The sequence below is a fragment of the Kouleothrix sp. 19917 genome (assembly GCF_057073505.1).
The window spans coordinates 3,804,112-3,828,071 of sequence record NZ_CP097099.1 but is presented as its reverse complement, the minus strand read 5'-3'; the positions used below and the strand labels follow the sequence as shown (position 1 = coordinate 3,828,071).

At 64.8% G+C, this 23,960-nt stretch carries 20 protein-coding genes, 1 tRNA gene and 1 pseudogene; 10 read left to right on the top strand and 12 right to left on the bottom strand.

Annotated elements, in window-relative coordinates; genetic code table 11:
• Positions 1-238 precede the first annotated feature (238 nt).
• From M1P90_RS15625 to M1P90_RS15615, 3 genes are all read left to right on the top strand, one after another.
• Positions 239-1,186 (top strand): substrate-binding periplasmic protein, encoded by a 948-nt coding sequence (locus M1P90_RS15625; protein WP_483703790.1) that lies wholly within the window; start codon positions 239-241, stop codon positions 1,184-1,186.
• A 104-nt stretch (positions 1,187-1,290) separates the two neighbouring features.
• A complete protein-coding gene (locus tag M1P90_RS15620) occupies positions 1,291-2,091 on the top strand; it encodes an amino acid ABC transporter permease (RefSeq protein WP_483703788.1) in 801 nt (266 codons plus the stop codon).
• Positions 2,084-2,842 (top strand): amino acid ABC transporter ATP-binding protein, encoded by a 759-nt coding sequence (locus M1P90_RS15615; protein ID WP_483703786.1) that lies wholly within the window; start codon positions 2,084-2,086, stop codon positions 2,840-2,842. Before M1P90_RS15620 ends, M1P90_RS15615 begins: the two co-directional genes overlap by 8 nt.
• Before the next feature lie 12 nt (positions 2,843-2,854).
• Here the strand turns inward: M1P90_RS15615 and M1P90_RS15610 are convergent, their stop codons facing one another.
• Positions 2,855-3,520, bottom strand: a complete 666-nt coding sequence (locus tag M1P90_RS15610) for a pentapeptide repeat-containing protein (RefSeq protein ID WP_483703784.1) — start codon at positions 3,518-3,520, stop codon at positions 2,855-2,857.
• Positions 3,521-3,813: 293 nt separating this feature from the next.
• On the opposite strand from M1P90_RS15610, the gene M1P90_RS15605 reads away from it, so the two are divergent.
• Genes M1P90_RS15605 through M1P90_RS15595 form a run of 3 tightly spaced genes read left to right on the top strand, consistent with a single transcriptional unit; the run spans position 3,814 to position 5,871 of the window.
• Positions 3,814-4,935, top strand: coding sequence for a DNA double-strand break repair nuclease NurA (locus M1P90_RS15605; RefSeq protein WP_483703782.1), 1,122 nt, complete (start codon positions 3,814-3,816; stop codon positions 4,933-4,935).
• 9 nt (positions 4,936-4,944) lie between these two features.
• Positions 4,945-5,328 carry a calcium-binding protein gene (locus tag M1P90_RS15600; protein WP_483703780.1) on the top strand — a complete coding sequence of 128 codons (384 nt, stop codon included), beginning with the start codon at positions 4,945-4,947 and terminating at the stop codon, positions 5,326-5,328.
• Between the two features lie 27 nt (positions 5,329-5,355).
• Positions 5,356-5,871 carry a hypothetical protein gene (locus M1P90_RS15595; RefSeq protein WP_483703778.1) on the top strand — a complete coding sequence of 172 codons (516 nt, stop codon included), beginning with the start codon at positions 5,356-5,358 and terminating at the stop codon, positions 5,869-5,871.
• Positions 5,872-5,929: 58 nt separating this feature from the next.
• On the opposite strand, the gene M1P90_RS15590 is transcribed toward M1P90_RS15595, so the two are convergent.
• Together M1P90_RS15590 and M1P90_RS15585 are read right to left on the bottom strand one after the other, a co-directional pair.
• Positions 5,930-6,958, bottom strand: coding sequence for a hypothetical protein (locus M1P90_RS15590; protein ID WP_483703776.1), 1,029 nt, complete (start codon positions 6,956-6,958; stop codon positions 5,930-5,932).
• Positions 6,916-7,071 carry a hypothetical protein gene (locus M1P90_RS15585; RefSeq protein ID WP_483703775.1) on the bottom strand — a complete coding sequence of 52 codons (156 nt, stop codon included), beginning with the start codon at positions 7,069-7,071 and terminating at the stop codon, positions 6,916-6,918. Before M1P90_RS15585 ends, M1P90_RS15590 begins: the two co-directional genes overlap by 43 nt.
• A 177-nt stretch (positions 7,072-7,248) precedes the next feature.
• Here M1P90_RS15585 and M1P90_RS15580 point away from each other — a divergent pair, with 177 nt between their 5' ends.
• Entirely contained in the window at positions 7,249-8,634 is a 1,386-nt protein-coding gene (locus M1P90_RS15580; RefSeq protein WP_483703773.1) for a YecA family protein, read from the top strand.
• A gap of 12 nt (positions 8,635-8,646) precedes the next feature.
• Here the strand turns inward: M1P90_RS15580 and mutS are convergent, their stop codons facing one another.
• The 3 genes from mutS to M1P90_RS15565 all read right to left on the bottom strand — a co-directional run bounded on the left by mutS (position 8,647) and on the right by M1P90_RS15565 (position 13,926).
• Positions 8,647-11,202: a DNA mismatch repair protein MutS gene (gene mutS / locus M1P90_RS15575; RefSeq protein ID WP_483703771.1), complete on the bottom strand. Its 2,556-nt coding sequence runs from the start codon at positions 11,200-11,202 to the stop codon at positions 8,647-8,649.
• Between the two features lie 334 nt (positions 11,203-11,536).
• Positions 11,537-12,562 carry an alcohol dehydrogenase catalytic domain-containing protein gene (locus tag M1P90_RS15570; RefSeq protein WP_483703769.1) on the bottom strand — a complete coding sequence of 342 codons (1,026 nt, stop codon included), beginning with the start codon at positions 12,560-12,562 and terminating at the stop codon, positions 11,537-11,539.
• 218 nt (positions 12,563-12,780) lie between these two features.
• Positions 12,781-13,926 carry an enolase C-terminal domain-like protein gene (locus M1P90_RS15565; protein WP_483703767.1) on the bottom strand — a complete coding sequence of 382 codons (1,146 nt, stop codon included), beginning with the start codon at positions 13,924-13,926 and terminating at the stop codon, positions 12,781-12,783.
• 380 nt (positions 13,927-14,306) lie between these two features.
• On the opposite strand from M1P90_RS15565, the gene M1P90_RS15560 reads away from it, so the two are divergent.
• On the top strand, positions 14,307-15,371 hold the full coding sequence (locus tag M1P90_RS15560) for a Gfo/Idh/MocA family protein (protein WP_483703766.1): 1,065 nt from the start codon (positions 14,307-14,309) through the stop codon (positions 15,369-15,371).
• A 214-nt stretch (positions 15,372-15,585) separates the two neighbouring features.
• Here the strand turns inward: M1P90_RS15560 and M1P90_RS15555 are convergent, their stop codons facing one another.
• The 6 genes and pseudogenes from M1P90_RS15555 to M1P90_RS15530 form a co-directional block, all read right to left on the bottom strand.
• Positions 15,586-16,071: a DinB family protein gene (locus M1P90_RS15555; RefSeq protein WP_483703764.1), complete on the bottom strand. Its 486-nt coding sequence runs from the start codon at positions 16,069-16,071 to the stop codon at positions 15,586-15,588.
• A 113-nt stretch (positions 16,072-16,184) separates the two neighbouring features.
• Complete coding sequence (locus tag M1P90_RS15550; protein ID WP_483703762.1) at positions 16,185-17,039, bottom strand: IclR family transcriptional regulator; 855 nt, start codon at positions 17,037-17,039, stop codon at positions 16,185-16,187.
• Positions 17,040-17,231: 192 nt separating this feature from the next.
• Complete coding sequence (locus M1P90_RS15545) at positions 17,232-18,200, bottom strand: glycoside hydrolase family 130 protein (RefSeq protein ID WP_483703760.1); 969 nt, start codon at positions 18,198-18,200, stop codon at positions 17,232-17,234.
• A gap of 398 nt (positions 18,201-18,598) precedes the next feature.
• On the bottom strand, positions 18,599-19,615 hold the full coding sequence (locus tag M1P90_RS15540; RefSeq protein ID WP_483703758.1) for a glycosyltransferase family 4 protein: 1,017 nt from the start codon (positions 19,613-19,615) through the stop codon (positions 18,599-18,601).
• 188 nt (positions 19,616-19,803) lie between these two features.
• On the bottom strand, positions 19,804-22,119 hold the full coding sequence (locus M1P90_RS15535; RefSeq protein WP_483703756.1) for a glycosyltransferase family 4 protein: 2,316 nt from the start codon (positions 22,117-22,119) through the stop codon (positions 19,804-19,806).
• 265 nt (positions 22,120-22,384) lie between these two features.
• A pseudogene (locus M1P90_RS15530) lies at positions 22,385-22,672 on the bottom strand (peptide chain release factor-like protein); the annotation flags it as partial.
• 235 nt (positions 22,673-22,907) lie between these two features.
• Between M1P90_RS15530 and M1P90_RS15525 the strand changes: the two are divergent.
• Together M1P90_RS15525 and M1P90_RS15520 are read left to right on the top strand one after the other, a co-directional pair.
• Positions 22,908-23,747: a M48 family metalloprotease gene (locus M1P90_RS15525; RefSeq protein ID WP_483703754.1), complete on the top strand. Its 840-nt coding sequence runs from the start codon at positions 22,908-22,910 to the stop codon at positions 23,745-23,747.
• Between the two features lie 103 nt (positions 23,748-23,850).
• Positions 23,851-23,927, top strand: a tRNA-Glu gene (locus M1P90_RS15520).
• Positions 23,928-23,960: the final 33 nt, after the last annotated feature.

Genomic DNA, 23,960 nt, shown 5'->3' with positions numbered 1-23,960 from the left:
CGTTGCTCTGCAAACCGGTGTAAAGGTTGATGTCGGCCCAGCCCTGGTGGAGCATTCCGCCGGGGCTGGCTGTTTGTGCGGGGACCACCGCAGAACGCGGGCTGAATGTGCAGAATGCGCATTCGACAAAATGGCCCGACAGTGGTATATGAATGGAGCCAAAGAAGGTGCGCTGCGCCGCCTTTGGTTTTTTTCTTGGCGGCATGTTGCCGTATAATACCCGGGCAAAGGAGGTTCTATGAAACGTGTAACGATCCTTGTGGTGATGGCCACGCTGCTGGCGCTGCTGGCCGCGTGTGGCGGCACCACGCCCACCACCACCGCGCCGACGGCCGGGGCAAGCGAGGCCCCGACGGCAGCGCCGGCCGCAACCAGCGCCCCCACAGAAGCCCCTGCCGCCGCGCCAACTGCGGCCATGGAAGCCCCGACTGCGGCAATGGAAGCACCCACCGCAGCCGCGAGCGGCGGCGCGCTGCCCGACCTGGGCGGCAAAGAAGTCAAGATCGCCGTGGAAAACGCCTACCCGCCTTTCAACTACATCAACCCGAGCAACAAGCAGGGTGAAGGCTGGGACTACGAGACCTGGACTGAGATCTGCCGCCTGCTCAACTGCAAGCCGGCGTTCCAGGAATCTTCGTGGGAAGGCATGATCCAGGCCGTGGGCAACGGCCAGTTCGACGCCGCCGCCGATGGCATCACCATCACCGACGAGCGCAAGCAGCAGGTCGATTTCTCCGATGGCTACATCAAGGTCGACCAGCGGCTGCTGGCCCGCGTGGGCGAAACGCGCTTCACCGACATGAAGTCGTTTGTGGCCGATAGCGCGCTGCGCATGGGCACGCAGACCGGCACGACCAACTACGAAACGGCGAAAAAGCAGCTGCCCGAAGCCCGCATCCAGGCCTTCGAGCAGTTCCCGTTTGCGGTGGCCGCGCTGATCAATGGCGACGTTGATGCCGTGATTATGGACGAGACCGCCGGCCAGGGCTACGTTGGCACCAGCGGCGACAAAGTGCAGCTGGTGGGCGACCCGATCTCCAGCGACGCGCTCGGCTTCATCTTCCCGAAGGGCAGCGCGCTGGTGCAGCCGGTGAATGCCGCGCTGACCGAGATGCGCACAAGCGGCAAGCTCGACGAGCTGGCGAAGAAGTACTTCAGCGCCGACTTCAAGCTGCCCGGCAGCTAAGCTGCTGGCGGGCCACGCCGCTGTTGGTGTTCCGTCGCTCGTGGCTTGGGCCAACCCTGGCCGCGAGCGACATTTTTTCACCCTCCCACCCACGAGGAGTCAGCATGGCTGCCGATCAGGAGCGAACCCTTGCCCAGCAGCAGAACGCCCCCGGCTCGATCTCGCTGCGCAGCATCCCCACGTGGCTGTTTATCATCCTTGCCATTATTCTCTACATGATCGTGCGGATCCTGATCGATCCGCTGTATCAGAACATTTTCTTCACGATCATCGACGGCCTGTCGATCACGCTCTATGTCACCGCCGTTTCGTTTGTGTTCGCGCTGATCTTTGGGCTGGTGCTTGGCCTGGGCCGGGTGTCGCGCAACCCGATCTTTCGCAACCTTGCGATCACCTACATCGAATTCATTCGCGGCGTGCCTATTCTGGTGCTGATCTTCACGATCTCCTATGCGATTGTGCCGCTGCTCTCGCAGTCGATTGGCTTTCAGAACAACGCCGTCTCGCTCACGACGCGCGCGATCGTCGCGCTGGTGCTGATCTATGGCGCGTACATCGCCGAAATTTTCCGCGCCGGCATTGAGTCGATCGGGCGCGGGCAGATGGAAGCGGCGCGCTCGCTGGGCATGTCGCACGTGCAGGCGATGCGCTACATCATTCTGCCGCAGGCGGTGCGCAACGTGCTGCCCGCGCTCGGCAACGACCTGATTGCGCTGCTGAAAGACACGTCGCTGGTGTCGGTGCTGGGCGTGCGCGAAATCACGCAGGTCTCGCGCCTGTCGGTCAGCACGACCTTCCGCTACGAAGAAACCTACTTCATTCTGACGCTGTTCTACCTGTCGATGACGCTTGTGCTGTCGCTGCTGCTGCAGTGGTTCCAGCGAAGGGTGGGCAAAAATGTCTGAGCACGCTGCTGCTGGCGGCCAGCCAATGATCGAGATCGCGGGTATTTCCAAGCACTTCGGGCAGTTTCGCGCGCTGAACAACGTCAGCCTGCAGGTTGGGCGCGGCGAAGTCATGATGATTATCGGCCCATCGGGCTCGGGCAAATCGACGCTGCTGCGCTGCATCAACCACTTAGAAACGCCCGACAGCGGGCGCGTGGCGGTGGATGGCACGCCCGTCGACAACAACGAGCGGCATATCAACGCGGTGCGCGCCGAGGTCGGGATGGTCTTTCAGCGCTTCGAGCTGTTCCCACACCTGACGGTGCTCGACAATATTTGCCTGGCGCAGCAGAAGGTGCGCAAGCGCTCGCGCCCCGAAAGCCAGCGCGTTGCCCGCGAGCTGCTGGAGAAAGTGGGCATTCCCGAGCAGGCTGCCAAGCACCCGCCGCAGCTTTCGGGCGGGCAGCAGCAGCGTGTGGCAATTGCGCGCGCGCTGGCCATGCAGCCCAAAGTCATGCTGTTCGACGAGCCCACTTCCGCGCTCGACCCCGAGATGATCAAGGAAGTGCTGGACGTGATGCTCGACCTGGCGCGCGAGGGCATGACGATGGTGGTGGTGTCGCACGAAATGGGCTTTGCGCGCAACGCTGCGCACAAGGTCGTATTTATGGACCAGGGCACAATCGTCGAGCAGGGCGCGCCCGACGTGGTGTTCACCAACCCGCAGCACGAGCGCACCAAGCTGTTTCTGTCGCGTATTTTGCATTAGTTGCAGAAATTTTTACTCCTCTTCCGAGCGCACCACAACGCCAAAAAGCTGAATCAGCTCCAGCGCCTGCCCCGGATCGATGATTGCGCCCGCGATGTCGCGGCTGTTGAGCTTGATGCCCGCGATGGTCGATCCGCGCAGGTCGGCGCCCTTGAGCTTGGCGTTGCGGAAATCGGCCCCGCTCAGGTCGCAGTGCGCAAACACCGCGCCGCTCAGATCGGAACCGTCGAACGAGGCTTCCTGCAGCGCGCAGTGCTCGAAGAGCAGCGACTTGGCGGTGCTTTCCCAGCAGCGCAGCAGGCGGGCGTTGCAGCGCACAAAGTGCACATCCGCCAGGTCGGCGTTGCCAATTTGCAGGCCCACCAGCCGGCAGCCCACAAACTCGGCCCGCCGCACATAGGCTTTTTCCAGCGCGCAGCTTGCAAAATCGGTCGTGTCGAAGCGGCAGTCGGCCATCTGCACGAGTGGCAGCTCGGCGGCGTTGAAGCTACCGCCGCGCACGTCCATCTGGTCGAACGACACATCCTCGGCCGACTGCGCGGCGCACTGGGGCGCGGCCCAGACCTGCTGGGTGTAGCTGGCGCGCGCTTCCAGCTCGGCAATACCATCTACGGTGGGCATGTCGGGCGCGAGCTGCGGCGGCTCGATGCCGGCGGGGCGGCGGCTTTTGCGGTTCACTCTCGGTTCCTCTTCATACACAATTCCACGCGCAATCATAGCACAGACGCGGCGGCATATTGCACAGGCGTGCTATACTACGGCCAGCGTAGGGGTCGGGGGCCAGGGTGACAAGGTGACAAGGTGAAAGGGTGAAGAGGTGACCAGAGAAGTTGTGAGTGTTGAATGCTAAGTGTTGAGTTGATAGCCTGCAACTTGCAAACCTTCAAACCTGCAACCTGTAACTCAAAATCCCGTGGTTCAGTTCTTCTGAATCCTGAAATACTCCATCGTATATATTCACGGAGCCGAGCATGATCGCCAGCGACGCGCCCGCCGATACCCACACCTTTGGCCCGGCCGCCGTGCCGGCTGCGGTGCTGGCCGCGATTGGTGCCTGCGCCGACGCCTGCCGCGCCACGCTGACCCAGCTAGAAGGCGACCGTGAGCGTCTGCGCGGCGCGCTGGCCGGGCGCATCCGCACGGCACCCGAAGGACCGGCCCGCCGCCTCTGCGCGGTGGATGGCGCGCACGCCACCGTGCCGGCTGCTGGCGCGACCTTTGCGGCAATTGCGGCGGTGGCGGTGGAAGAAGCGACGCTGACCGACCAGGAAGTGCTGGTGCAGCTGCTGCCGCCAATCGAGGAGCTGGAAACCATCCTGGGCGGGCTGCGCACCATGCTGGAACTGCGGCTGCTGGCCCAGCGCATTCGCGCCACGTCGAGCGGCCTGTTTATTCTCGACGGCTCGTTCTACTCGTCGCTGCTGGAGGTGAACCGCCTGCTGGTGCGCTTCGGGCAGGAATCGCGTGGCGAGCGCCGCGCCGCCTGGTGGGATCCGTTCGCTGCGCTGATCGAGCGCTTCTTTGCCGATCAGGACTGGCGGCTGGTGCTGAGCTGTCGGCGCGTAATCGCCCACCCCAAACAGGCCACCGCCGCCGACGACGTGGCGCAGCTCGCGCCGCACCTGTCGGGCACCGTCACCGATCGGACGCTGTGGAGCACGGTGCTGGAGGCGGGCGAGCACTCGCTGCCGGTGCCACTAATCAAGCAGGATCGACCGCACCTGCTGACGGGCTACCGCTCGCCGGGCATTGCCGATTTTGCCGAGCGCCGCGCCGCGATTGAGCAGGGCTACGGGCAGCTGTATGTGATCTATTACCGGCCCGACGCCGAGGGGCCGGCGTATCGGCTGGAATTGCCGGCCGCGCTGATTGCGCGCGAGCCGCTTGGCGCGGCGCTGGCGACCTTCCGCAGCGCGCTGCGCCTGAGCGCGGTGCAGGAGCCGCTGCCCCAGTTCCTGGCCGACGCGATCTGCAAGCAGATTGGCCGCGCGCTCGACGCGACTGCCGAAGGGGCGCGCACCACCCTGCAAAACCAGTTTGGGCTGGCGCTGGTGCAGCGCTACCTGGGGCCGTACCGCACGCAGCGCGGGTAAGGAGGAACTATGGAGATCGAGGATATTCCAAGCATCCCCGACCGCGAAAAGCGCTTCGAGGAGATCACGGTCGATTGCTACGACGAATATGAGGTGCTGAGCGCCTTCGAGGTTTACCTGACCGACGCGCTGCGCACGCCGTTTGCGGCCTCGTGGGGCCAGCCCGGCACGCCCGGCGCTGCGACAGCGACCGTGCTTGGCGTGGCCGATACGGATGAGCGCGAAGGCGTGCGGCTGCGCGTGCGCGCCGCCGATGGCGACGAGTACGAGGTTCAGGCCGATCGGGTGTGGGCCGAAGATACGAGTGGCGCGAACGCAATCGTGCTCGACGACTACCGCGCCTTTGTGGGGAGCGGCGGCCTGCCATTTGATGACGATGAAGAGGAAGAGTAAAAAGGCATTTTGCTTGACGAAAAAAGAATGAGCGAAAACCACTTTCCCGATGCAGAAGAGCGGGCAGAAATCATCGCGCGCCGTAATCGGCTGCATCGCGACTTGATCGAATACATCGTCACACGCAGCCCCGAGGATCAAGAAGCGCGTGCGCAGATGAACCCGATTGTGCACGAATACGGCTTCGACGAAGTGTACCGCATGCTGCGAATGATCAGTCCGCGAATGCAGGCGGCAGAAGACGCCAAGCAAGACGAAACTAAACTGTACGCCGAGTACATCGATCTGTATAAGCGCTTCGGCGGCACGCGGCCGTTCTTCACGCCCGACGAATTTGCGCGCCTGAACTACGAGCGCGCCATGCTCCTGGGCCGCCAGATTATGGAGGAGCTGCAGCTTACGGCGACCGAACAGCGCCGGGTTGATGAGCTATCCGATCTGCTCCTGTCCGAGCCTTGGCTGTGGGACGACCTTGTGCCGGAAAATCCGCCGCAAATGGCTCCGCGCCCAGCGGCGCTGCAGGCCAAAAAAAGTTGGGCGTAACGACCCTTGCCCGTGCGGCAGCGGCAAGAAATACAAGCACTGCCACGGCCGTTAATACTTACTCCACCAGCTTCTTCTCGCGCAGCCGCCGCATCAGCGCCGCCGAGCCTGCGAATGGCACCAGCAAGTCGCGCAGGCGGGCATCGAAGGCGGCGCGCTGCTTTTGGTGCATTGCCAGAGCGCGCAGCTCGGTCATGTGCGTTACCGCGTCGTCGTAGCCGCGTGCGGTGCGCAGCGCCAGCAAGCCAGGAATTTCTGCCCAGACCTGTTCTTCGCGTTTGGCGAGCGCTTCGAGCCTGGCGAGCCGCGCGCGCTCGGCCGCCTGCTGCTCGCGCTTCTGGCGCTGCTGGCGCACCGCCTCGGCGGCTTGCCCGATCTCGGAGAAGGTGCGGCGCGGCGCATTCCCTGCACTCGGGCGCGCTTGCCCGCCAAGCTCACGCAGGCGGCGCAGCAGCTCTGGGCCGACGGCTTCGCCGCGCGCGGCGCGCACAAGCAGTGCGTTGCGCTCGGTTTCGGGCAGCAGCGCAATCCAATCCTCAATTGGATCGGCTGTCGCCTTGAGTGACGGGCTGGCGAGGGCTGCCGCGCCAACAAGATCCTGTTCGATGTCGAAGAGCTCCATCAGCGCGCGCAATGGCGCGGTAAGCTGCCCCAAACCGGCCGGCACCGGCGGCTCGATCGGGTCGTCGCCATCGGTATCGTCGCCCGCGCCAACATCGCCCCATTCGTCCGATTCGCCGCCGCGCCCTGCCGCAGCCAGCCAGATCAGGTAGAGTGCGCGCAGATCGCCGCGCAGGATGTCATCGCGCAGGGGGGCCAGGCCAGCCAGCTCGCCCTCGATCCAGTCAAAACCCTCTTCTTCCTGAAACATGATGTTGAGAATGACATAGTCGCCCGCCGTCGTCAGCTCGATTTCCTCGACGCCGTAGTAGTAGGGCTGAAGCGCCTCAAGGTCGATTGCAGCTTTTGGGAAGCGAAACGCAAGCTGCTTGGTGCCCCAGTTGGCAATGTATAGCAAAACATCGTAATATTTGGCCAGCACATTCAGCGGGTTGCCGCGAAAATCGCCAAACGAGTAGGTGAACACTGCGGCGTCGGCGTCGGCTGCACGCGGCTCGACAGCTGGCGGATGCTGGCGATTTCGTCGGGGCCAAGCGGCCGGTCGATCGCCAGAAACTCGTAGTACTGATATTCGCTCATGCTTGCCTCCGCACATTTTGTGGTACGATCTGTGCCGTCACCACGATTGCTGCCTATTGTACTCGCATATGCGAAGACTGCGATCTGGTCGTGATCAACGCGGCGTTGCAGGCCGGCGCGCAGCTGGGAAATATACGCAGTGCGCATCAGAATGCGCTTATTGCACCGAGGTGAACCATGCAGGTTGGGCGAAATGACCCGTGCCCATGCGGCAGCGGCAAGAAATACAAGAAATGCTGCCTGGCGAAAGATGAAGCGGCGGCGCGGCAGGAATATGCCCAACGCGCCGAGGCGCAGCGCGAGCTTGCACAGGTATTTGGCGAGCAATTCCCCGAGCTATCGCCCGGATTGCCCCCTCTGCCAGCTCCTACGCCGCTTGAACAAGCGCGCGCCGAGCTATGGGGCGCGTTCGAAGATGCCGACAACGCCGAGGTTCCCGCTTTGTTTGGGCGCTTGCTCGCCGACGAGCGTTTTGACGACGAGCTGGCATTCGAGATGATCTGCGCCATTCGCGACCATCACGACAGCAGCGCGTTTGACGAGGCGATAGGCGCGCTGCATGCTGAGCGCCCTGAGCTGTACGAGCACGACGCGCCTTATTACCTCGATTGGGAAATTACCGATGCCCTGGCGGCCGGCAACCATGCGGCCCTGCCCGAGCTTGGGCTGGCCATGGCGGCGACGGCCGGCAAAGATCTCGATACGTTTTACCTCGCGCTCGACCGATTGTGCTATCACGGCTGGCTTGCGCTGACCGCGCAGATGATGCAGCAGGCCTGGCCGCATATTGGCGAAGACGCGCAGCTGGTGCCATGGGCCAATGACGAATTTGCCCGGCGCATGCTCGACCTAACGCTGTTCGCGCATATCGAGCGCGACCCGAACCTGCGCGCCGACGACCCGGCGCTTCTTGCCGCGCTCGAGCAATTCGCCCCCATTCCTCACGAAGGGCTTGCTGCGGTGCTGGCCCTGCTGACCGGCCGCGACGAGCGGGCCTGGTCGCTCGGCGATTTCGCATTTCGGCGCGTGCAGCACAGCCGCAGGGGCGAGAATGAAATCGTGGAAGATCCTGCCGTTGCGCAGCTGCACGACCTGACGTTCGCATTTATTGGCGCGCTTCACCGCGAGCATGGGGTTTCGCTGGCGAAGGGCGATATGGCCCGCAGAGCACTGGTTGAGTACATCCTCGAACGCCACGCCGGCGAGCTCGATGCGCGGAAATTCGGGCGCATGGGGCGGCCCAAAGGGCAAAAACCGCCGCGCTCGGAACGCACGTCTGCGCCGCCACACCTGCTCTGCCCCGACCGCGCGACGCTCGACCGTTTTGTTGTCCAGATGTTTAATATTCTCGACTCGCGCTACTATGACGCGGCGGCGCTGCTTGAGCTGATGCCGGCGTGGCTTCGCTTCCTCGAAACATGCGGGCTGCTTGCACCCGAGCAGCGCGCCGCCGCGCTGGGCGACCTGCGCAAGCTCGTTAGCGATGCGGCTCCGCTCTGGGGGCAGAGGAAAGAATCTTCGATTGTAGGCGAGAATATTCGGCGGGCGTGGGAAAATAGTTGATCCATCCTGGCGCTATACCACTTCCCTGCGTTCTGCTGCGCCTTCCAATTCGGCCAGCCGCGTCTGCGCGCGGGCCAGGATCGGTGCGGGCAGGCCGGCCATGCGCGCCACTGCAATGCCGAACGAACCTTCGGCCACGCCCGGCTCCAGCGCGTGGAGAAAGATCAGCCGGTCGCCGTCGCGGCGCACGCCCATGCGAAAGCGCGCAATCGCCGGCAGGTGCTCGATCATGCTAACAAGCTGGTGGTAGTGGGTTGCGAACACGCCGCGGCATTGCGTCGCCGTGTGCAGATGATCGACAATCGCCTCGGCCAGCGCCATGCCGTCGAAGGTCGCCGTCCCGCGCCCAACTTCGTCCAGCACCACCAGACTGTCGGCGGTGGCCTGGTGCACAATCGTCGCCACCTCGCTCATTTCGACCATAAAGGTGCTGCGCCCGCTGGCAATGTCGTCGGCGGCGCCAATGCGCGTGAAAATGCGGTCGCACAGGCCGAAACGCATGGCGCTGGCCGGCACAAACGAGCCCATCTGCGCCAGCACCACGCACAGCGCGACCATGCGCATGAGGGTTGATTTCCCCGACATGTTTGGCCCGGTGAGCACCAGCAGGCGCGTGGCGTCGTCAAGCTGCACTGTGGCTGGGATGTAGCCCTCGACCGCGCGGCAGACCACCGGGTGCCGGCCGTTTTCGATTTCGAGCACGCGCTCGCCCACAATCGTTGGGCGCACCCATTCCTCACGAACGGCAACATGCGCCAGCGTCGTCAGCACATCGATCTGCGCAAGGTCGCGCGCGAGCTGGCCGAGGCATGGGCCGGCGGCGGCGACATGTTCCCACAGGCGCTGCCACGCCAGCCGCTCGGCGTCGGCGCGGGCAGCTTCGGCGTCGAGCAGTTCGTCGGAAAGTTCGCGCAGCCGCTCGGTGCTGTATTGCTCGCGTCCCTTGCCAATGCGATTCCAGTCGGCGGGCACGCGCCGCGCGTCGGCGGCAGAGACCGCCAGGAGCATCTGGCTGCTGCGCGTGTCGCGCTTGAGCTGCAAGGAGCGCAGGCCAGTGGTGAGCACGAGGGTGTTGATCAGGTGGTCGAGCTCTTCGTTGGCGCGCTGCTCCTGGGCAAACAGTGCATCCAGCTCGTCGTCCCAGCCGGCCGCCAGCACGCCAGCGCTTTCGCCCTCGGCGCGCGGCGCAGCCGAAAGGGCCTGCCCAAGTAGTAGCGCCAGATCGGCCGGCGGGTCGTAGCTGGGTAGGCCCAGCCCGCCCAGCGCGGCGAGCGCCGGGCGCAGCGCCAGGGCGGCCGCCAGCGCGGCGTGCAACCGCGTCATGTCGCGTGGCGTGGCGCGCTCGGCGCTGACCAGCAGCCGGCCAAGCACGCGCTCAAGGTCGCCAGCGCGGCCAAGCTGCGCGCGAATTTCTTCGCGGGCCAGCAGGCTGTCGGCAGCGGTCTGCACCGCATCGTAGCGCGCATTCAGCTCCTTCGCGTCGCGCAGGCCCTGGGTAAGCCAGCCGCGCATCAGCCGCGCGCCCATTGGCGTGCGCGTCTGGTTCAGCACGCTCAGCAGCGAGCCAAAGGCGGTGCCATCTGGCCCGGCAAGAATGTCGAGCGTGCGCCGCGTGGTGGCATCCATTTGCAGCAAGTCCGAGCCGCCGCCGATTCGCACGCTGTGCAGGCGAGCGAGCGCCGGGCAGCGGTTCCACTGCAGGTAGCGGATAAGCACGCCAAGTGCGCGGCGCGCGTGCGGGCGCGTGTCGAGCTCGAAGGGGCGCAGGTCGGCGGTGCCGAAGTGGGCGAGCAGCGTTTCCTGGCAGGTTTCCGCGCCGAACCACCATGCCGGCAGAGGCGAGAGCCGCCCAACGTGGTAGCTGTTCGCCAGCCCAAGCTCGTCGCAGAGGGCGCGGTGACGCTGACCGCGCTCGGCTTCCAGGCGGGTGATGCCACTTGCGCCGCCGATGCGCTCGCGCTCGCTGCGTGGCAGGTCGGCGTTGCACAGCAGCTCGGCCGGGCCAAGGCGCGCCAGCTCATCCAGCAGGCGCTCGGCAGCGTCGTCGCCTGTCCATTCCTGGCACCACAGCGCGCCGGTCGAAACATCGGCGGCGGCCAGGGCGGCGTGCGCGCCCCCGAGTTCCACGGCGGCTAGCAGGCGGCGGTCGTCGTCCAGCAGGTCTTCGTCGAACACGCTGCCGGGCGTGACGACCTCGGCAAGCTGGCGCGCTTTCAGTGTGCCGTCGCGCTCGCCCGCCACCTCGCGCCCGATTGCCACGCGGTAGCCCATGCGCAGCAGCCGCTGGAGGTGCTCGCGCTCGCTGCCGATGGTGATGCCGGTCATGGCGAGCATGACGGGCTGGCGGTCGCGGCCAGTCATCAGCGGCTTTTCGGCCACGCGCAGATCGAGCAGGCGGCCCAGCAGACGCGCCGGGTCGCCATAGACCTCAAAGAACTTGCCGTTCTGCATCCACACCAGCGCGTCGGGGCGCTCAAGCTCGATGCGGGCAAACTGTATCAGCACATCGCTGGCCGCGACGCCGCCGTAGCGCGCACGCAGCACGCGCTGGATGTCGTGTGTTTCCAAAAGCGCTCACTTTCCGGTGCTCGGTGTGCGCGCATGGTACCATACCTGCGGCCATCCTGGCGCGGAACGTGAACGCCTGTTCGCCTTTTTGCCAAGAACGGTTGCAGGTTACAGGTTTGCAAGTTTGCAAGTTACTGCCGACTGCCGCCTGCCTCCTGCCTCCTGCCTCCCGCTAACTGCCTCCTGCCTCCTGCCTCCTGCCGCCTGCCTCCTGCCGCCTGCCGCCTGCCGACTGCCGCCTGCCTCCTGCCTCCTGCCTCCTGCCTCCCGCTAACTGCCTCCTGCCGACTGTCGACTGCAAACTCAACATTCAACATTCAACACTCAACACTCCCTACGGAATCAGCAGCACCTTCGCCACCGCGCCGGGCGCGTCGATCAGGCGGTCGAACCAGGGGCCGCCTTCGGCCAGCGGCGCCTCGACAATCCAGGGGTCGAGTCGCAGCGCGTCGCGGGCCAGCATGTCGAGCGCCTGGCTGAAGTTCGCCGGGGTGTAGCAGAAGCTGCCGCGCACCACGATCTCGCGGCGAATAATGTCGGCCGCCGGCATGACGCCCGACTCTTCGTGCAGGCCGCTCAGCAGCACCGTGCCGCCCGCCCGCGTTGCGGCCACGCACTGCGCGCGGGTGACGGTCGCGCCCACTGCGTCGAGCGCGGTCACGACGCCGAGCTGGCCGGTGGCTTCGCGCACAAACTTCGGCACCTCGTGCTGGCGCGGGTCGATCGTGGTCGCGCCCAGCTCGCCCGCCATCGCCAGCCGCTCGGCGTCGAGATCGGCCATGAACACGCGCCGCGCGCCATTGGCCAGCAGCACCTGCAAGGCCAGCAGGCCAATCGGCCCCGCGCCGATGATCAGCACATCGTCGCCCGCCACCGCGCCGGCCAGCTCGCCAATGCGCACCGCAACTGCGGCCGGCTCGGCCAGCGCGGCCGTGCGCAGCGAGACGCCCTCGGGGAGCGCGGCAACCATCTTGGCTGGCACGGCGACATATTCGGCATACGCGCCCGGCCGCGCCGCGCCAATCAGCTGGCGGCGCGCGCACAGGTGGTTCATCCCGCGCGCGCAGAAATCGCATGTGCCGCAGTAGATCATCGGGTTGACGGTGACAGCCTGCCCGCTCGCCAGCGTGGGGAAGGCATCGGCCACGCTCGCGTCGGCATCGACGATTGTGCCGGCGAACTCGTGCCCCATCACCAGCGGCGGCACGCGCAGGGCGTTATGCCCCAGGTAGCCGCCCAGCTCCGAGCCACAGATGCCCGCGTAGGCAACTTTGATCAGCACCTCGCCCGCGCCCGGCGCCGGCCGCTCGCCTTCGCGCATCGCCATCACGCGCGGCGCTTCCCAAACCAGAGATTTCATGTGTGCTCCTTTGCATGCGCCTTCGGCGTATCGTTTTGGGCTGGCCGCCACATTCGTGGCGTCCAGCCCAAAAAAGGGATTCTTTGGGGAGGCTGCGCCTCCCCTGGCCCCATCGCTTCGTTATTCAGAGCAGTGATATTTTATCTTCGAGGCTCCGAGTCTGGGCGTATAGCAATACGCCCTTCGTCAAGTCTGGGCGTATTGCTATACGCCCTTCGTCAGGCCAGCAGCCAGTCGGGGTTCACACTCACGCCAATGCCCGGCGCGTCGCTGGGCGAGATCAGCCCATCGATGGGCAGCGGCACGCCGTTCAGGAAGGGATACATCGAGCGCACCGCGTCGAGCTCGCCCTGGTTGCCGATCACCACGCACTCAGCCAGCGGGCAGTTCACCTGCGAGGCAATGAAGTGCAAGCCCCACGGCTGCAAGCCGCCCGCGTGCGGAATCACATCCAGCCCCCACGCCGACGCCATGCCCGCGATCTTGCGCGCCTCGCTGATCCCGCCCACCCACGCCAGGTCGGGCTGGAGAATATGGCAGCAGCGTCGCGAAATCAGCTCCTTGTAGCCCCAGCGCGTATACTCGTGCTCGCCCGTCGCCACCGTGGTCGAGTCGATCCGCGCCGTGATTTCGGCATAGCCCTCGTAGTCGTCGGGCGGCAGGCATTCCTCGATCCAGCGGATATTGTACGGCTCCAGCAGCCGCGCCATGCGCACAGTATATTCGACATTCCAGGCCATGTAGCAGTCGAGCATAATGTCGCTGTCTGGCCCAACGATCTCGCGCGATTGTTCGACCAGCGCGAGGTTGCCTCGCATGCCCTTCCAGCCATCGGCCGGGCCGTAGGGCATGGCCAGCTTGAAGCCGCGAAAGCCCAGCGCGTGGTAGTGAGCCACGTCGTTGCCGGTGGAGTAAACCGGCAGCGCGGGCTTGGTTTTGCCGCCCAGCAGCCGCCATACCGGCTCGCCCTTGGCCTTGCCAATCAGGTCCCACAGCGCAATGTCCACCGCGCTGATCGCCATAATCGGCAGGCCCTTGCGCCCATACGGCAGCGACGCGCGGAACATCTGGTCCCACAGCATCTCGATGTCGAACGGGTCCGCGCCGAGGAGCAGGCGCGCAAAGTGCTGCTCGACGAACATGCGCGCGGGCGCGGGCGCGGTGCAGCCAATCCCTTCCAGCCCGTCGTCGGTCGTGATGCGCACCAGCACCTCCGGCCCCCACTGCGCGCCCCACGACGAGCGCTTGTCCTTGTAGGCCGGGTAGATCGACATCGGGTTCGCGACAACCGATTCCGAAAGCCACGACGAGGCGCGGCTGGGCGCGGGGCGGATGGGCGTGGCCGTGACACTGGTGATACGCACGAAGGGCCTCCTTTGGCGCGTTTGTTCACATCTATGAACTTTGTTCCCTGCAGGTGAACGCGATCATAGCAGCGCGGGCTGACCCTGTCAAGCGCGTTTGGTAGGCGGCACTCCAATAAAGTAGCAAAATTCATCCACAGATTACACAGGTTACGCAGATAAGAGAGCCAGAATCTGTGTAATCTGCGTAATCTGCGGATAGATTGCATCCCCCAATCCCACCGTTGCAATGGCCCTGGTTTGACAGCCATCGCGCCCGACAGTACCATAGCGATCCACAAGCTCGAAAGGTAGTTCAGATAGATGAACTCGGTGGCAATGCGCGCGCCGGTGCTGCATGCCCCGCCGATCCAGGCGCAGCCGCCCGAAAGGAGCATTTCATGGCCCAGCACGCACGCATCGCCGTCGTCGGCACTGGCTGGTGGTCGACCTACACACACATTCCTGGCCTGCAAGCCAACCCCGATGCCGAGCTAGTCGCGATCTGCGACGCCGACGCGGCCCGGCTGGCTGCCGCCGCCAGTGCCTACGGCATCGCGCGCAGCTACACCAGTTGCGCCGAAATGCTCGAACGCGAGCGCCCCGATGGCGTGGTGATCGCCACGCCGCACGCCACGCACTACGAGCTGGCGCGGCAATGCCTTCAGTCCGGCGCGCACGTCATGCTCGAAAAGCCCATGACCCTCCGCGCCGCCGATGCCCGCGCCCTGACTGAGCTTGCACGTGAGCGCGGGCGCGAGCTGAGCATCGGCTATACGCACACCTACTCGCCGCACGCCATCCGCGCCCGCGAGGTGATGCGCTCGGGCGAGCTTGGCGCGGTGCAATACGTCAACTGCATCATGGTGTCGCGGGTGGTGGAGTTTTTGCGCGGCGAAGGCAGCCCGCAGTTCGGCTCGCCGGTCTTCCCCGTGCACGGCCCCGGCGCGGTCTACAGCCAGCCCGCGCTCTCAGGCGGCGGGCAGGGCCACCTGCAAATGACGCATATGGTCGGCCTGCTCTTCTTTGTGGCCGAGCTGCGCGCCCGCCAGGTCGTCGGCATGATGCGCAACCACGGCCTCGCGCTCGATCTGGTGGATGCGATGGCGGTCGAGTTCGAGGGCGGCGCGCTTGGCTCGGTGGGCGGCAGCGGCAACGCCTTCCAGCACAAGCTCGATTTGCAGCTTCACTGCGAGCGCGGCGCGATTGATATGGATATGGTCGCGGGCACCACCACGATTCGCCACGCCGACGGCACTGTCGAGGAGCTGCCGCCCGTTCCCGACGAGGAGCGCGCGCGCCAGCGCTTTATGACATCGGGCAACCTTGTGGATATGGTGCTGGGCCGGGCAGGCAATGGCGCACCTGCCGAGGTTGGCTGGCGCGCGGTCGAGCTGCTCGACGCGGCGTACCGCTCGGCTGGCGCGGGCGGCGCGGCAGTGACGATTGAGTCGCTGTACGAGTAGGCAGCACCGAGAACCAAGAGCCGGGCAGTTAGCGGGAACGAACGGGTGAACAGACGACAAGATGACAAGATGAAAGGGTGAACCTAAACTCCAAACTCCAGGCAACCTGCAACGTTCTAGATTTCAACGTGGAACCCGCAACCTGCACACATGCAAACCTTCCAACCTGCAACTCAAAACCCTCTGTGGCCTCGGTGTTCTCTGTGGCTAAAACCTACTCGCCCCGATAGGTGCCAACCCAGTCGAGGCCAGTCGCGCCTGGGCCGAGGCGCTCCATCAGCTCGCCGGCGTGCTGCTGAATGTGGCGGATGGAATAGATCTGTAGCTCGAACTTCGTGAGCGGCAGCCAGCCAAAGCCCGACGGCGCGTCGAGCGCGAGCGCCGGAACCTGCTGGCGAACAAAATTCTGGCAGTGCGCCAGAAATTCGAGCACCGTGGCCTTGCTGGCCGGCTCGGGCGCAGGGCCGTCGTGCGGCTTTTCGTGGCGATATTCTTCGCGGTGGCCGGGCCACAGTGTGATGGCCTGCTCGGATTCGTTGAGGTAAAGGTTGGTGTAGAACAGCGCGTGGTATGCCACCTGCCAGAAGGGCGTGATGTCGCCCGCGCGCTGCCAGAGCGCGTCGGGGCAGGCGGCGATTGCGCCTTTCAGCATTTCGAGCGCGGCCATGTATTGCGCCGCAATCGGCTCGCGAACATCCATCAATCAATTGCTCCTTTCACACCAAATGATTTACGCACTATGCACTACGTACTATCGCACCAGAGCGTAGTGCGTGGTGCGTAGTGGCAAACGTCTCGTCTGAATTCCCGCTATCAAATGCCCAGCGCGGCGGCCTGCTCAAGCGCCTGCAGTGCCGCCCGCGCCGCTTGCGGGTCGCACAGCGCGGCCAGCCGCGGGTCGGGCGTGGGCGCGCCGAGGCGGCTGCTGACGTGGAGCGCCCCGGCGGCGAGCTGATGGAGCGCGGCGCTCAGCAATTCAATCGCTGCGCGCGTGAGCGGGATTGAAACGCTCATTGCCGCCGCCGCTACGCCGCGATGATCGGCGATCGGCACGGCGACGCAGCACAGCCCGGGCGTGAATTCCTGATTGTCGATGGCGAAGCCGCGCGCGTGGGTGCGCGCCAGCTCGTCCAGCAGCGCATTGGTGTCGGTGAAGGTGTGCGGCGTGAAAGGCACCAGCGCCTGATCGCGCAGCCGCGCCGCAAGTACGCTTGCATCCATTTCGGCCAGCAGCGCCTTGCCCAGACCAGTGGCGTAGGCCGGCAGGCGCATGCCTACCTCGGATTGCAAGCGCAGCGGGTGCGAGCTATCGACCTTTGCGAGGTAGACATTTTCCAGGCCATCGAGCGCGGCCAACTGTACTGTTTCGTTGATCGCGCCGACGATCGTTTCCATTGCCGGCAACGCTTCTTTCACCAGGTCGTGATGGCGCTGGTAGGCCTGGCTGCGCTCCCACAGCCGAATGCCGACCGTATACACGCGCCGCGCCGCATCCAGCTCAAGGTAGCCGCGCGCCACCAGCACATCCAGCAGCGCGTGCAGGCTGCTCTTTGGGATGCCGAGCGCCCGCTGGAGCGCGGTGAAGCTCAGGCCGCGCGGCGAGGCCGACAGCGCCTCGAAGATATCGAGCACGCGGCTGGCGGATTTGACGTTCGATTCGGCTGCCACGGTGCGGTTCTCGCGAGTTCAGAAGGGCGAACTTGAGTTCGGCCAGCGTAGCACGCGGGCGGGGGCGTGTCAAGCCTGCAAGCGGCGGATGACGAAGGACGATAAATCCACAGATTACACAGATGCCGCAGATGTTGGTTATTGGAATACTGTTCTGTGTAATCTGCGTAATCTGTGGATAAACGAACCCAGCTAGAAGCCGCCCTGCCGCGTGGTGGAGCGCGCGTTTTCGCGCAGCCAGTCGAGCAGCGAGCGGATGCTGGCGGTCGCCAGCGCAATCGAGGTGTCGGCCGCGCCGTAGTACATGTGCAGGGTGTCGCCGTCGGGCGCGACGGTATAGCCGCAGGGGAAGACGACGTTGTTGATATCGCCTTCGCGCTCGTAGTCGGCCTCGGGGCCAAATACCCATGTGTCGCCGCGCAGCGTGCAGCGCTCGGGCGTCTCAAGGTCGAACAGCGCCAGCCCCAGGCGATACAGTGCGCCCGACGGCGTGTTGCGCACGCCGTGGTAGATCATCAGCCAGCCCTCGGGCGTTTCGATCAAGGGCGGCGAGATGCCGATTTTGTTGGCATCCCACCACGCGCCGCGCCGCGCCTCAAGGATCATTTTGTGGCTGCCCCAGTGGCGCAGGTCGGGCGAGTAGGAAATCCAGACGTGTGCGCCAAATGGGCCGACCGGTCGGTGGATCAGCGCCCAGTATGGGCCGATCCGGTGCGGCAGCAGCGCGGCGTCCTTATCCTCGGGCGGCATCACCGCGCCATAGCGCTCAAAGGTTTTAAAGTCTTTGGTAAGCGCCAGCGAGACGCCCGGGCCGCCGCGCGAGTACGACGTGTAGACGATCACGTAGGCATCCAGCTCGGCCACGTAGGTGATGCGCGGGTCTTCGACGCCCCACAGCTCCTCGGGCCAGTTCTCGGGGTCGGGGTAGAGGGTTGGCACCTCATCGACGTACCAGCCGTCCACGCCGTTCGCCGAGCGCGCAGCCGTCAGGTGCGAGTGGCCGCGCAGATCCTCCACGCGGCACAGCAGGAGGGTGGTGCCATCTTGCAGGAGTGTCGCGCCGGGGTTGAATACCGTGTTTACGGCGTAAGGCCAATCGGCCGCGGTGAGGATTGGGTTGCCGCGATGGCGGTGAAAGAGCTCATCTCGTAAACCTCGCATGAAACCTCCTATCGTATGCGGGCAGGTCAGGTGCCACGAAGGCAGCCACCTGCCGTCACGGGTGAACCAGCAATATGCGTGCGCCGGGAGAGACGACCGACGACCGACGGCCGACGACCGACGACCGACGACCGACGACCGACGACCGACGAACGACGAACGACGAACGACGAACGACGACGGACGAATGCCTAATGTTCACCCGACGAAGGACGAATACCCAGCATGAAACCGGAAACAAGCGCTTGTGGTCGGTTGTCTGTGGTCAGTTGTCGGCGGTCGGTTGTCTGTGGTCAGTTGTCGGCGGTCGGTTGTCTGTGGTCAGTCGTCGGCGGTCGGTTGTCTGTGGTCAGTCGTCGGCGGTTGGTTGTCTGTGGTCAGTCGTCGGCGGTCGGTGGTCATTCGCCCCCCGCAAGAATCTCCTGATACACGCGCAGATAATCATCGACCATGCGCGCCTGCCCGAAGCGCGCGGCGGCGTCGGCGCGAATTGCGTCCCGGTCGAGGGTGGCGACGCGCGGCAGCGCAGCAAGCGCTTCGTCTCCATTCTGCACCAGGAAGCCATTCTCGCCGTGGCGCACCAGCTCGGGCACGCTGCCGCGCGGCGTGGCGACGACGGGCGTGCCGCAGGCCAGCGCCTCGGCCATGCTCAGCCCGAACGGCTCGGCGAAATTGATCAGATGCAGCAGCGCGTAAGCCCCACCCAACAGGCGGTCGCGCTCGGATGGCCCGGCCACGCCGACAAAGCGGATCTGCTCGCCATCAAGGTAGGGCGCTATTTTTTCCTCATAATACGCCTGGTCGTGCACAATGCCGGCCAGAACGAGCGGCATGCCGCTGCGCCGCGCCAGCTCAACCGCCTCGGCCGCGCCTTTGTCGGGGTGGATGCGCCCAAAGAACAGCAGGTAGCGCCCGTGCTCGCGGCGCGGCGTGAACTCCTCCAGCGGGATGCCGTGGTAGACCGTGGCGATGTAATCCAGGCTGGGGTGGCGGTCGGCGTTGCTGATCGAAACATAGTGCGCGCGGCGATTGTAGCGCTGGTAGACCGGCAGAATGCGCTCGGATGAAAAGCCGTGGATGGTGGTGAGCAGCGGGGTGTGCACCAGCGCGCTGTACGAAAGCGGCAGGAAATCAAAGTGGTTATGGATGAGATCGAACTCGCTAGCGCGCTCGAACACCTCGGCGATGTGCATGCACTCCCACACCTTGGCGTCGAGCGGCGGGTCTTCGGCGTAGGGGCGCGGGGCCACCGCCGCCAGCCGCGCCGCCGTGATCGAGTCGGCGCTGGCGAACAGCGTGACATCGACGCCGCGCGCCACCAGCCCTTCGGTCAGGATCGAGACGACGCGCTCCCAGGGGCCGTAGTGGCGTGGCGGCACGCGCCAGGCGATCGGCGCGAGCATAGCAATGCGCATGGTTTTCTTTCTCTTTTTGTGCGCGTAGGGCAAGAGTGGCATCGTGCTTTTTGCCTGCGGCAGCAAGGTAGTGACGATTTATTTGTATCGGGTTTTTGGCGCTGCGCGCCAAAAACCCGATACAAGGGAAGAAAGAGGAAGGGTTCTAGCTCCGACTTCACTAACTCCCATCCCCATCTCCTGTTATGCTACGCTCCTGGCCGGCGCGCCAGCACCAGCGGCTGGAAGCCGCCCAGCTCGCGGGCCAGCGGCGCGGTGGCGCGCGCTTCTTCGGCGCGGGTAAGCTCCAGCAGCGCCAGCAGAAACGCCAGCGTCGACTCGGCGCCCTGGTTCTGGTTCACCCGGTCGCACTCCAGCCCATCGTGGCAGCCGCCCGTCGCTGGGTCGTACAGCGAGAGCTGCAGGTCGTTGTGGCCCAGAAACCAGTCGAAGGCGTGGCGTGCCTCGACGTGCCAGCGCTCGTCGCCGGTGATGTCGGCGGCGGCGAGGCAGGCGGCCACGGTAGCCTGCGCCTCCAGCGGCTGCTGGTCGAAGCGGGCGGGCGTGCCGCCGCGCGGGTAGAAGCCGTGGCAGCCGACCGGCGCAAAATGTCCTTCGCCGTCGCTCTGCACTTCAGTCAGCCAGCGCAGCGCTTCCAGCCCGGCAGCGAGCGTGGGATCATCATCAAGCGCGTGGCCGGCCAGGATCAGCGCATGTGGCAGCACGGCGTTGTCGTAGGTCACGATCTGATCGAACCAGCGCCACTCGGGCGCGCTGTGCTCGTGGTAGCGGGCCAGCAGGCGCTCGCTCAGATCGGCCAGGGTCGCGCGGGCAGCGCGGTCGCCGGGGTAGCGGCTCAGGTACTCGCTCAGGCCAAAGATCGCGTAGGCGCAGGGGCGCGGGTGCTCGAAAAGCGCCGCCGCGGGTAGCGCCTGCTCAAATAGAAGGATGGCCATGCCCAGTAGCTCGCGGTTGTTCGAGCGGCCCAGCGTCGCGCCGAGCGCCCAGAGCGTGCGGGCGTGGCTGTCTTCCGAGCCAATCTCTTCCAGCCAGTGGCGATCGTAGCGCATGAAGTTGCGGAAGCGCCCGTGCAGCGGGTTGAACGCGTGCTGCAGAAAGGCCAGGTAGCGCGTGGCCAGCGGCTCGCTATCGGCCATGTCGAGCTCTTCCATATAGACGGTCGCCAGCAAGCCGCGCGCATTGTCGTCGGTGGTGTAGCCTTCGTCGTAGTTCGGCACGGCAAAGGTAGCGTGCTGAATCAGCCCGGTGCCGTCGGTCATGCGCCGCAGATGATCGAGCTTGACCTTCGGCAGCATGTCGGGCGCTTCGTCGAACGTGTGCACGGGCAGCAGCCCAGCCGAATGCCGGCGCTCGGCGCGGGCGCGCGCGAAGGTATCCATGTAGCGCTGGCCGACCACGGGCCATGTCATCTCGCGGCCCAGCGTGTAGGCGCGCTTGCGCATGGCGTGGCGCTCGGCCTCGTTTTCGAGCATGCCAATCACGGCGTCGGCAATGGCCGGGGCATCGCGGAAAGGCACCACTGTGCCGCGCCCATCGGCCAGCATTTCTTCGGCATACCAGTAGGGCGTTGAGATCACGGCCTTGCCCGCGCCGACAGTATAGGCCAGCGTGCCCGAGACGATCTGCGCCTCGTTGAGATAAGGCGTCACATAGATGTCGGCCGCGCCAATAAAGCGCACCAGCTCATCGAGCGCGACAAACTGGTCGTAGAAGCGCACGTGCTCGGCCACGCCCAGGCTGCGCGCCATGTCTTGCAGCATGCTGCGGTAGCGCTCGCCTTCGTGCTGGCGCACGTGCGGATGCGTCGCGCCCAGCACCACATACACAACATTCGGGTGGCGCTCCAGAATGGCCGGCATGGCGGCGATCACATTCTCGATACCTTTGTTGGCCGAAAGCAGGCCAAAGGTGAGGATAACGGTCTTGCCCGCCGCGTTCAGCTCGTCTTTGTAGAAGTTCGGGTCGATAAACGGCACATCGGGGATACCGTGCGGGATGAGGTCGATCTTTTCTGCCGGTACGCCGTACACGTCGTGCAGCAAGCCCGCGCCGCGCTCGCTCATCACCACCAGGCGCTCCGAGCGGCGCGCCAGCTCGATCAGCACCAGGCGCTGCTGGGCGTCGGGCTCTTTCAGAATGGTGTGCAGCGTGGTGACGACCGGCATGCGCAGCTGCTCGAGCAGCGCCAGCAGGTGGCTGCCAGCCGCGCCGCCATAAATGCCATACTCGTGCTGCACGCACACGACATCGGGGTTTTGCAGGTTCAGGAAGTCGGCGGCGCGGCGATAGGCCAGGGCATCGTTCTGGGGAAGCTCAAAGCGCACCCGCGACGGGTAGGGGTAGCCTTCGGGGCGGTCATTCATTGCCAGGGCGTCGATCTGGGCGTCGGGCGCGACGCCGGCGAGCGCTTCGCAGAGATCAGTGGTGAAGGTGGCAATGCCACACTGGCGTGGTGAATAATTCCCGATCACTGCGATATGCTGGGGCCAAAGTGCAGAAATCATAAATCGTGTATTTCTCCTCGCAAATAGTTCGGATCGGCTTTCAGCGCGCAGTAATAGATCGACGGCGCACCGTCGAGAGCAATATGTTCGCGTTACTGCTTTGTACCGGTAATTTCCAATTATAGCACTATTTATGCCACCAATCCCAAAATAAAATTATGCAGATTTCCTGTTTCGCCTAACGATAAAACAAGGTTTGAGGGCACTGGCGTGCGTATTTGCGCCATCCTGGTGCAAGCCGGGAACGTGTAGGAAAAGCGCTGTGCTATTCGTCGCGCACGGGGCGGCGGTTCTGCTTAACAGTGGCGCGCTGGCGCTTGGCCTCCGCGCGGCGCAGACGTGATGCGTTGGTGGGGCGGGTGGCGCGGCGCGCTTTGCGCCGGACGTTGAGGGCGTTGAGGCGTTCGGCCAGCCGCTCAAAGGCGGCTTCGCGGTTGGCTGCCTGCGAGCGGCGCTCGGTCGCGGCAACGACAATACCAGTAGGGCGGTGCAGCACGCGCACGCCCGTTTCGACCTTGTTGCGGTGCTGGCCGCCCGGCCCGCCCGCCACAAAGAAGCTCACCTCGCTGTCGCGTTCGAGGGCCTCGCGGTCGGTCTGGTAGCTTGGCAGGTTTTCGTTTTCTTCCACTGCCCCATAGTAGCACGAAGCGCGCATATCCACAATACGCTGCGGCCCCGCAAGCGCTGCTTGTGAATTGCTTCACTGGCATAAAACCTGCTTTGTGAGCGGCGGAGGAAATGGCAACTTCGCAGGTATACCATTAGTCAATCGATATGAGGAGGGCGTAATGACGACCACAACGCGAGGAAGTGGTATTGGTGGCATTAGTGGCCGCCTGATAGTGGCAGTTATTGTCGCGCTGGTGGCTGTGGTTGGCTACTTCGGCGCAACGCAAATCAACCCCGTAACGCAAGAAAAGCAACACGTCGCGATGTCGCCCGAGCAGGAGATCGCGCTTGGCAAGCAGGCCGCCCCCGAGATGGAGCAGCAGTTTGGCGGGCTTTCGCAGGATCAGGCGCTTCAGGCCAAGGTAAACGAGCTTGGCAGCGCGCTTGTGAAGAACTCCGATGCGGCGAAATCGCCCTACCAGTATCAATTTCATGTGCTCGCCGACCAGAAGACGATCAATGCATTCGCGCTGCCGGGCGGGCAGGTGTTTGTGACCGAGGGCCTGCTGAAGCTGCTGCAGACCGATGGCGAGCTGGCGGGCGTTCTTTCACACGAAATTTTCCACGTTGTGGGCCGCCACTCGGCTGAGCAGGCCGCCCGCGCGCAGCTTTCCGAGGGCCTGACCGGCGCGGCGGTGATGGCGACCTACGACCCGAACAATCCTGCAAGCGCAAACAGCGCGCAGGTGGCCCAGCTGATCGGCCAGATGGTGAACATGAGCTACGGCCGCGACGACGAGCTGGAATCGGACAACCAGGGCGTGCACTATATGGCGCAGGCCGGCTACGACCCGCGCGCCATGGTTTCGGTAATGCAGAAGCTCGAGCAGGCCAGCCAGGGCCAGCAGCCGCCAGAGTTCTTCAGCACCCACCCCAACCCCGAGCGCCGCATCGAGAAAATTCAGGAAGAGATCGGCAAAGAGTTCCCGAACGGCGTGCCGGATAACCTCAAGAAGTAATTACCCCGGCGCAGCCGCCGGTCACGCGCTCGAAGACACGAACGCGTGGCCGGCGCGCTGTTTGGCAAAATGGTGTTTCCCTGCTATAATAGGCGCGTCGTGAGCCCCCATCGTCTAGCGGCCCAGGACAACACCCTTTCAAGGTGTAGATCGCGGGTTCGAATCCCGCTGGGGGTACCAGGCGAACGCAGGCCATCCACACACGTGGGTGGC